Origin of the sequence: Paracoccus binzhouensis (genome assembly GCF_016446475.1) — a bacterium.
Lineage (GTDB): Bacteria > Pseudomonadota > Alphaproteobacteria > Rhodobacterales > Rhodobacteraceae > Paracoccus > Paracoccus binzhouensis.
The window spans coordinates 1-10,176 of sequence record NZ_JAEHFP010000140.1 but is presented as its reverse complement, the minus strand read 5'-3'; the positions used below and the strand labels follow the sequence as shown (position 1 = coordinate 10,176).

At 69.9% G+C, this 10,176-nt stretch carries 11 protein-coding genes and 1 pseudogene; 4 read left to right on the top strand and 8 right to left on the bottom strand.

Annotated features, from left to right (window positions below; genetic code table 11):
- Both I9P22_RS21355 and I9P22_RS21350 read left to right on the top strand, forming a co-directional pair.
- The coding region (locus tag I9P22_RS21355; protein WP_199261939.1) for a TolC family protein at nt 1–755 on the top strand (755 nt) is incomplete at its 5' end.
- 41 nt (nt 756–796) lie between these two features.
- On the top strand, nt 797–1,693 hold the full coding sequence (locus I9P22_RS21350) for a hypothetical protein (RefSeq protein ID WP_199261937.1): 897 nt from the start codon (nt 797–799) through the stop codon (nt 1,691–1,693).
- 96 nt (nt 1,694–1,789) lie between these two features.
- Here I9P22_RS21350 and I9P22_RS21345 read toward each other — a convergent pair whose 3' ends face one another.
- From I9P22_RS21345 to surE, 3 genes are read right to left on the bottom strand one after another with little or no spacing between them, the layout of a single operon-like run.
- A complete protein-coding gene (locus I9P22_RS21345) occupies nt 1,790–2,965 on the bottom strand; it encodes a M23 family metallopeptidase (RefSeq protein WP_199261935.1) in 1,176 nt (391 codons plus the stop codon).
- A gap of 31 nt (nt 2,966–2,996) precedes the next feature.
- Nucleotides 2,997–3,647: a protein-L-isoaspartate(D-aspartate) O-methyltransferase gene (locus tag I9P22_RS21340; protein ID WP_199261933.1), complete on the bottom strand. Its 651-nt coding sequence runs from the start codon at nt 3,645–3,647 to the stop codon at nt 2,997–2,999.
- Between the two features lie 8 nt (nt 3,648–3,655).
- Nucleotides 3,656–4,450 (bottom strand): 5'/3'-nucleotidase SurE, encoded by a 795-nt coding sequence (gene surE, locus I9P22_RS21335; RefSeq protein ID WP_199261931.1) that lies wholly within the window; start codon nt 4,448–4,450, stop codon nt 3,656–3,658.
- Nucleotides 4,451–4,635: 185 nt separating this feature from the next.
- On the opposite strand from surE, the gene I9P22_RS21330 reads away from it, so the two are divergent.
- Nucleotides 4,636–5,559, top strand: coding sequence for a sulfite exporter TauE/SafE family protein (locus I9P22_RS21330; protein ID WP_199261929.1), 924 nt, complete (start codon nt 4,636–4,638; stop codon nt 5,557–5,559).
- Complete coding sequence (locus tag I9P22_RS21325) at nt 5,556–6,383, top strand: TIGR02186 family protein (RefSeq protein ID WP_199261927.1); 828 nt, start codon at nt 5,556–5,558, stop codon at nt 6,381–6,383. The genes I9P22_RS21330 and I9P22_RS21325 overlap by 4 nt, the downstream gene beginning before the upstream one ends.
- Before the next feature lie 33 nt (nt 6,384–6,416).
- Here the strand turns inward: I9P22_RS21325 and I9P22_RS21320 are convergent, their stop codons facing one another.
- The 5 genes and pseudogenes from I9P22_RS21320 to I9P22_RS21300 form a co-directional block, all read right to left on the bottom strand.
- Nucleotides 6,417–7,559, bottom strand: a complete 1,143-nt coding sequence (locus I9P22_RS21320; protein ID WP_233253523.1) for a GNAT family N-acetyltransferase — start codon at nt 7,557–7,559, stop codon at nt 6,417–6,419.
- Nucleotides 7,560–7,616: 57 nt separating this feature from the next.
- A complete protein-coding gene (locus I9P22_RS21315; protein ID WP_199261923.1) occupies nt 7,617–8,372 on the bottom strand; it encodes a glycerophosphodiester phosphodiesterase family protein in 756 nt (251 codons plus the stop codon).
- Nucleotides 8,372–8,812, bottom strand: coding sequence for a RidA family protein (locus I9P22_RS21310; protein ID WP_199261921.1), 441 nt, complete (start codon nt 8,810–8,812; stop codon nt 8,372–8,374). The genes I9P22_RS21315 and I9P22_RS21310 overlap by 1 nt, the downstream gene beginning before the upstream one ends.
- 9 nt (nt 8,813–8,821) lie before the next feature.
- A complete protein-coding gene (locus tag I9P22_RS21305; RefSeq protein ID WP_199261918.1) occupies nt 8,822–9,274 on the bottom strand; it encodes a YbjN domain-containing protein in 453 nt (150 codons plus the stop codon).
- A 45-nt stretch (nt 9,275–9,319) separates the two neighbouring features.
- A pseudogene (locus I9P22_RS21300) lies at nt 9,320–10,176 on the bottom strand (chromosome segregation protein SMC); the annotation flags it as partial.

Below are 10,176 nucleotides of genomic sequence, written 5' to 3'. Positions count from 1 at the left end.
GCACCTTGTCGCCGCCGCCGCCCACGCCGAAGCTGCCCGCCACGCTTGCGGCGGCGCGGCAGATCGGCCAGCGCAGCCATCCCGCCATCCTCAGGGCGCAGCGCCTGGCCGCCGCGGCCGAGCTGGGCGTCGCCGCCGCAGAGGCGCAGCGCAACCCGACGCTGACCGGCCAGGCCAGCATCGGCCGCTCGCGCGAGCTGTCGACCAATTCGATTACCGGCGACGCGCAGACGGTGGACAGCAGCGGGGTGTCGCTGAGCCTGTCGCAGACGATCTATTCCGGCGGCCGCCTGCCCGCGGCGCATCGCAAGGCCATGGCGCAGCGCGACCAGGCCCGCGCCGCGCTGCTGGACGTGTCGCGCCAGGTCGACGAGGCGGTCGGCACGGCCTGGGCGGGAATCGACGTGGCCCGGGCGCAGATCCGCGCCATCGACGAGCAGATCGTCGCCGCGCAGCAGGCCTACGAGGGCGTGCGCGAAGAGGCGACGCTGGGCGCGCGCACCACGCTGGACGTGCTCGACGCCGAACAATCGCTGCTGGAGGCGCGGGCCGACAAGATTTCGGCAGAGGCCAATCTGCAGTTAGCACATTATCAACTTCTGGCTGCTATGGGTTTGTTGACGGTGGAAAACCTGAAACTGGGGATACCGACCTATGACCCATCGGCCTATTACAATGCGGTGCATGACGCACCCTATACCAGCAGGCAGGGCGAAAGCCTCGACCGCGTGTTGCGCGCGATCGGCAGGGACTGATCCCGCCCTCGATCCGGGGGCGCGTCATGCAGCATGATATGATGCGCCATCCGGCCCCCCCGCCCACGGACAATGTCGGCGACGTGCTGGCCTCGATCCGCCGGCTCATCGCCCAGGACGAAACCGGCTGCCGGATTCCCGACCAGGCACTGAACGCGCTGCCGGCGCGGGAACCGCCACGGATCGGGCCGGTGCAGACGGCACGGCCGGCCCCGGCGCGAATCACGCCCCTGGTGCTGGACAGCAGCGATCTCGTCGATGTGGCTTCGCCAGCCGGCGATCAGCGCGAGGCGATCAGGACGCCCGAAGCCATGCTCGTGGCAGCCACGCCGCCCGACCCTGCGCCGGCCGAGATGGCACAACCCGACTCCGCGCCCTCCGACTCCGCGCCCTCCGACTCCGCGCCCTCCGACTCCACGCCCTCCGAATCCGTGCCGCGCGGACCCTGCGCCACAGCAGGACCGGAGCCGCGCCCCTTCGGCGACTGGCTGGTCATGCCGCTGGACGAGCGGTCCGATTCGCCGCCGGCCGCGGCCGAGCCGGGCAGCACCGCCGATGTCCAGCCTGCCGAATCCCTCTCCGGCGCCGATGTCTCGCCGGTGCGGATCCAGCCCTTCGGGCCCTTCCTGTCGGAGCCCGCCCCCACCACCACGCAAATGGAGGAAACCATGCTGCATGCGAATGCTTCCGTGACCCCGATCAACCCCTTGGCCGAGGCCCATGCCGCCGCCGAAGCCCTGAACCGCGAGACCGAGCCGCATCTGTTCGCCCCGCAGGACAAGGACGCCCAGAAGGGCACGCATCTGCGCGGCATGATCCGCGAGGCCATCCGCCAAGAGCTTCAGGGAGAGATCGGCACCCGTCTCAGCCGCAACCTGCAGCAGATGATCCGCCACGAGATCGAACTGGCGTTGCGGCAGATGTGCGAACAGGACTGACCGAGACACTGGCCGAGGGCAGGCCTTCATCGCCAAGGCACGGGGCCCGCCGGCATCGGCCCGACCCTGGTCCTGCCCCGCCGGCCAGGCCAGACATCAGTTCAGGTATTTCTCGGGATCGACGCTATCGAAGCCGTTGCGGACCTCGAAATGCACCACGCCCTGGCTGCGCACCTTGCCCAGCGCGCTGCCGGCGCTGACCGACTGGCCCTTGCTGACCGCCACATCCTCAAGGCCGGCATAGACCGTCATCAGGTTGCCGTCATGCCGCAAGACGATGATCGGCACCCCGTCAGTGTCGCGGGTGATCGCGGCGACGGTGCCCGAACCGGCGGCGGCCACGGTGCTGCCGGCCGCGGCCGAGATGTCGATGCCGTCGTTCTTGCCCTTCTCATAGGTGCGGATGATGGCGCCGCTGGCCGGCATGCGGAACCGGCCATTGCCCGAGGCGGCGGTGCGGGTCTTGCCCAGGTCCGGGCTGGCGGGCCTGTCCACCGGGCTGCTGGCCGGCTTCGTCTGCTCTTTCGGCAGCGGCTCGGCCGAGGAGGGCGGGCGCGGCGTCGGGCTGCCGGTGCCCGGCGCGGTGACCACGGCCATGGGCGAGGGCGCCTTGCCGGCGACCGGGATCAGCAGCCGCTGGCCGGTGCGCAGGGTCATGCCGGACGACAGCCCGTTCCACTGCGCCAGGTCGTTGACCGAGACATTGTACTTGCGGGCGATGGACCAGGCAGTCTCGCCGGCCGCGACCACGTGCTGCCGGGGCTGGCTCGAAGCCGGCAGGGTCTTGGCCGTCACCCCACCGGCGGCGCCGGCGGCCGGGGGCACGTTCGGCTGCCTGACGCCCTGGCCGGCGAAGGGATCGCTGACCTGCCCGGTCGAGGAGATGATGGGCGCTGCCCCGGTGGGGGCACCGGCCGCCACCCGGCGCGGCAGCGCCACGACCGCGCCGGGATTTAGCACGGTATTGGCGTTGATGGCGTTGTAGCTTGCCAACTCGCCGGCATTCAGGCCCAGCCGGGCGGCGATGGTCGCGACCGTATCGCCCTGGCGGGCGATGGCGACCTGATAGCCGGGATAGGAGATGACGCCGCGCTGGTCCGGCGCCGGGCGCGGTGCGGCGCGCGCGGCCGCCCCAGCCGTGTCCAGCCCGCCGCCGCCCCAGCCGCGCAGGTCGGGGTCGAAATTGCTGAAATCGAGGCCGCCCTGCGGCCCGCAGGACGCCAGAATCGCCGTAGCGCCGGCGGCCAAGGCCAACTGCCTGAACTTGATCATCTGCCCGTTCCTCACTCTGGAAGGCCGGGGGTCATGTCTGTCCCAACCCCTCGACCAGCGGCACGAAGCGCACCTGCCGCAGTTCGTCGTAATCGTAGCCGTTTTCGCCGCGCCGCACGCGGATCAGCGTCTGCACCGCATCCGACTGCCCGACCGGCACCACCATGATACCGCCGATCTTCAACTGCGCCAAGAGCGGGCCCGGCGGATCCTCGGCCGCCGCCGTCACCATGATGCGATCGAAGGGCGCCTGCTCGGGCAGCCCGCGCGAACCGTCGGCGACCAGCGCGGTGATGTTGGTCAGGCCCAGGTCGCGGAACAGCGCCTCGGCCTCGGCCACCAGCCGGCGGTGGCGGTCGATCGTATAGACCCGCCGGCAGAGCAGCGACAGGATCGCCGCCTGGTAGCCCGAGCCGGTGCCGATCTCCAGCACCTTGTCGCGCGGCCCGACCTCCAGCGCCTGGGTCATCAGCCCCACGACCGAGGGCTGGCTGATGGTCTGGCCGCAGGGGATGGGCAGCGGCGTGTCGTCATAGGCGCGATCCTCGAAATGGCCACGGACGAATTCGCCGCGGTCGATGCGCTCCATCGCCTCGAGCACGCGCGGATCGGTGACCCCGCGCTGCCGCAGCGCGAACAGGAAGCGCATCTTGCGTTCGGCAGTCTCGGGATCGTCGCTCATGCCCAGGGTCAGCCTTCCTCCAGCACGCCGCGCAGTTCGGCCAGGGTCTTGTGGCAGGTCAGGTCCGGCCGCATCGGCGTCAACGAGATATAGTCGCGCATATTCGCGTCCACGTCACTCTGCGGCGTGGCCTCGGCGGTCTGCGAGCCGCCCAGCACCCACAGGAACCGCCGGCCGTTCGGGGCATGATAGGGCTCGACCTCGAAGCGCACGCCGCGGCGACGGCCCTGCGGCGCCACCCGCGTGCCCTTGACCGAACCCGCGTCGCAGGGCGGGAAGTTCAGGTTGTAGAACAGCCGGAAATCCTCGTCCGAGGTCCAGTCGCCATGGTCCAGCAGCTGCCGGATCAGCCGCGGCCCGTGAACCCGGGCGCATTCGAACGGGTCCTCCAGGACGGAAGTGCGACTTCCCATGTATTGCGACAGGGCGATGGCCGGCAGGCCCTGCAGCGCCGCCTCCATGGCGCCGCCCACGGTGCCGGAATACATCACGTTCTCGCCCGAATTGTTGCCGCGGTTCACCCCCGACAGCACCAGGTCGGGCGGGCTCTCACGCATCACGTCGGCGATGGCGGCCAGCACGCAATCGGCCGGCGTGCCCTCGGCGGCGAAGCGGCGCGGCCCCAGTTCGGCGATCAGGGTCGGGTGGACATAGCTGATGCAATGCGCGACGCCCGATTGCTCGAAGGCGGGGGCCACGGTCCAGACCTCGCCGTCCGGGCCCGCGACCTCGGCCGCGATCGCCTTGAGCGTCTCGAGGCCCGGCGCGTTGATGCCGTCGTCATTGGTGATCAGAATGCGCATGTTCGTCCCTGTGCGGCCCGAGGCCGGCGGCCCCATGCCGCCCGCATCATCGCCGGTTATCCGCCCGTGCCACAATGCTTATCCGCGCCACGGCCCTGCGACAACCCGCAGGAGACGGCATCGCAGCGTTTGACGCGCGGCCTTGGCCGGGGCAGGATCGAATCAGGCAGAAGGCCGGGCAGGACATGCAGATCTATCTTCCGATCGCCGAGGTGGTGGTCAACGCTTTCACCCTGGTCGGGCTCGGCGGCATCGTCGGCCTGATGTCGGGCCTGTTCGGCGTCGGCGGCGGCTTCCTGATCACGCCGCTGCTGTTCTTCATCGGCATTCCGCCCGCCATCGCAGTGGCCACCGGCGCGAACCAGGTCGTGGCCTCGTCGGTTTCGGGCGTGCTGGCGCATGTCAAGCGCAAGACCGTCGACTTCCGCATGGGCTGGGTGCTGCTGGCCGGCGGCTTGGTCGGCTCGTCAGCGGGGGTGCTGCTGTTCAACCTGCTGTCGCGGCTGGGCCAGGTCGACCTGGTGGTGCAGCTTTGCTATGTCGTCTTCCTGGGCCTGATTGGCGCGATGATGCTGCAGGAGAGCCTGCGCGCCCTGCGCCGCCATCACCGCAGCGGCCCGATCAAGCCGATGCGCCGCCACCAGCACGGCTGGGTGCACAAATGGCCGATGAAGATGAAGTTCCGCGCTTCGGGGCTTTACATCAGCGCCATCCCGGTGCTGCTGGTCGGGGCGGCGGTGGGGGTGCTGGGCGCGATCATGGGCGTCGGCGGCGGCTTCATCATGGTGCCGGCGATGATCTACCTGCTCGGCATGCCGACCAAGGTGGTCATCGGCACCTCGCTGTTCCAGATCACCTTCCTGTCGGCCTATACCACGCTGATGCATGCCGTCTCGTCGAACACGGTCGACGTGATGCTGGCGGTGCTGCTGATCGTCGGCGGCGTCACCGGGGCGCAGATCGGCACGCATCTGGGCGCGCGCCTGCGGGCCGAGCAACTGCGCATCCTGCTGGCGCTCTTGGTGCTGGCGGTCTGCGGCAGGCTGGCTCTGGACCTGTTCCTGCGGCCGGACGATCTTTATTCGATCACGCCGGGGGTGCTGCAATGACCCGCTGCCGGTGGATGCTGTTGCCGATCCTGCTGCTGCCGCTGCTATTGCCGGGCCTGCCGGCACTGGCCCAGCTCCGCCCGGCGCCGCCGCATACGCCGACCCCGCCCCCGGCCGAGCAGATCGTCGCCGGCCTGTCGCGCGACGACGTGGACATCACCACCAGCTTCGACGGCTCCGAGATCATCATCTACGGCGCCATCAAGCGCGAGAAGCCGATCCCGCCGGGCGAGCCGCTGGACGTGATCGTCGCGGTCGAGGGCCCGGCCCGCGCCGTCACGGTCCGCCACAAGGAGCGCCGGCTGGGCATCTGGGTGAATACCGGACGGGTCAGCATCGGCTCGGCCCCGACCTTCTATGTCGTCGCCACCACCCGGCCGCTGGAGACGATCCTGAAGCCCGAACTGGACCAGCGCTTCCGCATCTCGATCCCGCTGGCCATGCGCGCCTTTGCCGGCAAGAGCGAGGTGGCCGACGTGGTCCCCTATACCGAGGCCTTCATGCGCCTGCGCCAGGAATCCGAGCTTTACCGCCAGGACGACGGCGCGGTGCTGCTGGCCGAGCAGACGCTGTTCCGCGCCGATGTGCGCCTGCCCGCCAACCTGATCGAGGGCTTCTACAGCACCCGCATCTTCCTGTTGCGGAACGGCGAGATCATCGACAGTTTCCGCGCCCCCATCGAGGTGCGCAAGGTCGGGCTGGAACGCTGGCTCTATCGCCTGGCGCTGGACCAGCCCTTCCTTTACGGCATCATGTCGCTGGCCATCGCCGCGGCCGCCGGCTGGGGGGCCTCGGCCGCCTTCCGGCTGATCAAGCGGCCCTGAAGCGGGCCGGGCGCGGGCCTTGGCCGGGCCGCTTCAGGGCGAGAGCGCGCCGCGGCGGAACGGCCCCATCTCGGCCAGCAGCGCCAGTTCCTCGCCCACCGCCGCGCGCTCGCGCTCCAGGTAATCGGCGATCGCCCGGTGGAAGCCCTCGTCGCGCACCCAATGCAGCGAATGGGTCTGGGTGGGCAGGTAGCCGCGGGCCAGCTTGTGTTCGCCCTGCGCGCCGGCCTCGACCCGCGGGATGCCATGGGCGATGGCCCAGTCGATGGCGCGGTGGTAGCACAGCTCGAAATGCAGGAAGGGGTGGTCCTCGGTGCAGCCCCAATAGCGGCCGTAAAGCGCCTCGCGGCCGATCAGGTTCAGCGCCCCTGCGACGGGGCGGCCGTCGCGCTCGGCCAGGACCAGAAGGCAGTCGTCGCGCATGGTGCGGTGCAGGATGTCGAAGAAGGCGCGCGTCAGGTAGGGCCGGCCCCATTTGCGCCCGCCGGTGTCCTGGTAGAAGATCCAGAAGGCGTCCCAATGCCCGGGCCGGATCTGGTCGCCGGTCAGGCTGCGGATGCTGCCGCCGAAGGCCTGCGCCCGCTCGCGTTCCTTGCGGATCGCCTTGCGCTTGCGCGAGGAGAGCTGGGCCAGGAAGTCGTCGAAACTGCCATAGCCCTGGTTCAGCCAGTGGAACTGCTCGCTGGCGCGGGACAGGAAGCCCGCCGCCTCGCCCAGCCGGGCCTCGGCCTCGGTGCAGAAGGTGACATGGGCGCCCGACAGGCCCGACTGCCGCGCGACCTGCGCCATGGCCTGCAACAGCGCCGCCTGCACTTGCGGCTTGGCCGAGATCAGCCGCGGCCCGGTGGCCGGGGTAAAGGGCACCGCGCATTGCAGCTTGGGGTAATAGCGCCCGCCGGCCCGCTCATAGGCCTGCGCCCAGGCATGGTCGAAGATGTATTCGCCCTGGCTGTGGGTCTTGAGATAGCAGGGCGCGACCCCCGCCACCTGCCCGTCCAGCCGCGCCACCAGATGGCTGGGATGCCAGCCCGTGCCCTCGCCGACCGAGCCGGATTCCTCCAGCGCCGTCAGGAAGCGATGCGTGGTGAAGGGGTTGGCCCCGGCCCCGCAGCCGTCCCAGAGGGCAGGCTCGATGCCGGAGATCGCGGGCAGGACGGAAACGGTCAGTTCGCTCATGCGGCGAAACATAGGCGCACCGCCCGGCTTTGTCAGGGGGCGGCGGCAGGCGGGGCGTCAGGGCTTGGCAGGCAGGTAATGCTCGAAGGTGATGTTGTCGGCCACGCGCCGGGCCTCGGTTTCCTCGGCGGGCGAGCGCACCGTCCAGCACAGCACCGGCACGCCGCGCGCCTTCAGCGCCGCCACCGCCGGATTCCGCAGGTCCTTGCGATCATGCGAGACGAAGGCGGCGCCGACGCGGTCGAAATCCGCGATCGCCGCCAGATGCGCGCGGGTGGGTTCGTCCAGCATCGGCCAGTCCGCAGTCTGATAGCCGCAGGTGGTCAGCCCCACCATCACCCCCGGCGCCGCAGCATGGAAGGCCGCCACCGCATGGGGGTTGAAGGACATGACCGCCACCGGCCCGCCATAGCCGGAAAGCAGCCGCGCCACACCGTCCTGCAGGTCGCCCACCTCGGCCGAGGAACGCAGGCTCTGGTCCTTGATCTCGATCAGCAGCGGCACCCGGCCGGCGACCTCGCCCAGAAGTTCGGCCAGCGTCGGGATATGCTCCTCCGTGCCCATGATGCGCAGTTGCGACAGCGCGTCGATGCCCAGGGCGCTGACCAGCCCCTCGGCCCCGGTCAGGCGCGGCAGGTCGTCGTCGTGAAACACCAGCGCCGTGCCGTCGGCGGCGCGCTGGATGTCGCATTCGATGCCGTAGCCGGCGGCGATGGCGGCGCGGAATGCCGCCATGCTGTTTTCCGGCACGCCCGGCCCGTGCAGCCCGCGATGAGCGATGGGCAGGCGCAGGAAATCCGGATGCAGCGCCATCATTCGATCTCGAACACCGCCTCGATCTCGACCGCGACGCCGCGCGGCAGGGCCGGGGCCGAGACGGCGGCGCGGGCATGGCGGCCCTTGTCGCCGAACACCTCGACCATCAGGTCCGAGCAGCCGTTGACCACCTCGGGCTGGTCGGTGAATTCGGCGGTCGAGTTGACGAAACCGCCCAGCTTCACCACCCGCTTCACCCGGTCGAGCGATCCCAGCGCCGCCCGCGCCTGCGCCAGCAGCGCCAGGCCGCAGCCGCGCGCCGCCTCGGCACCGTCCTCGACGGCAAGGTCGGCGCCCAGCTTGCCCTTCAGCGCGCTGATCTGGCCGGAAACGAACAGCAGGTTGCCCGAGATCACATAGGGCACATAGTTTGCCGCCGGCGCCGGCGCGTCGGGCAGCGTGATCCCCAGCTCTGCCAGTTTCGTCTCGATGGTCATCGCATCCTCCTACCAGTCGATGAATTCGCGGAAATCGCTCAGCACGATGCGCCAGGTGTCCAGCGCATCCTCGAAATTCTTGCGTCCGATGCCCTCGCCGGCAAGCCCGATATCCATCTCGATGAAGGGATCGCCGGTCTCGTCCAGATAGACCTTGCCGAAGCGCTTGTCGCGGTTCCAGGCATTGGCCTGCTCGGCGGTCATGGGCGCGTCCAGGTCGAAGCCGGCCGAGAACTGGATCGAGGCGCAGGTCTTTTCGCATTGGTAGAAATAGACCGAGAAATGCGTGCCGTCGATGCGGCTGTCGATCAGCGGATCGCCCGCGGCATCGGTATCGGGCTCGGCCGGCAGGCCGAAATCCATCATCATCAGGCGGATCACCTCGGGATCGCCGACGACCTGCGCCTGCGCGGCGGGCGCCTGCAGCAGCGCCGCCAAGACCAGGGGAACCAGGCTTCGCATCATCTTCTCCGTCACGGAATCGCGCGCTGATTACCGCTTTGCGCGTCAGGCCACCAGAGCCTCCGCACGCTTCAGGTCGACGCTGACCAGCTGGCTCACGCCCTGCTCGACCATGGTGACGCCGAACAGCCGGTCCATGCGCGACATGGTGACGGCGTGGTGCGTGATCACAAGGAAGCGGGTCTCGGTGCGCCGCGTCATCTCGTCCATCAGGTCGCAGAAGCGGGTGACGTTGGCGTCGTCCAGGGGCGCGTCCACCTCGTCCAGCACGCAGATCGGCGCCGGGTTGGCCAAAAAGACCGCGAAGATCAGCGCCAGCGCCGTCAGCGTCTGCTCGCCCCCCGAAAGCAGGCTGAGGGTGCTGAGCTTCTTGCCCGGAGGCTGGCACATGATCTCCAGCCCGGCCTCCAGAGGGTCGTCGGATTCGACCAGCACCAGCCGCGCCTCGCCGCCGCCGAACAGATGCGTGAACAGCGTGGTGAAATTGGCGTTCACCGTGTCGAAGGCCGAGAGCAGCCGCTCGCGCCCCTCGCGGTTCAGGCTGCCGATGCCCTGGCGCAGCTTGCGGATCGCCTCGGTCAGGTCCTGCTTCTCGGTCGCCAGCCGGTCGCGCTCGGTCTCCAGCTCGCGCTTGTCCTCGTCGGCGCGCAGGTTCACCGCGCCAAGCGCGTCGCGTTGCTGGCGCAGCCGGGCAATCTGCTCCTCCAGCGCCTCGGCGGCGATCTCCTCGACCTCGCCCAGGGAGTCCAGCAGCGCCTCGGGCGTGGCCTCAAGCTCCTCATGGATGCGCAGCCGGGCGGCGGATTCGGCCTCGGTGGCGGCCTCGGCACGGGCCTCGCGGGCGGCGCGGGTCTCGCGCGCGTCGGAGGCGGCGCGCTCGGCCTCGCGCTCGGCCTCGGCGG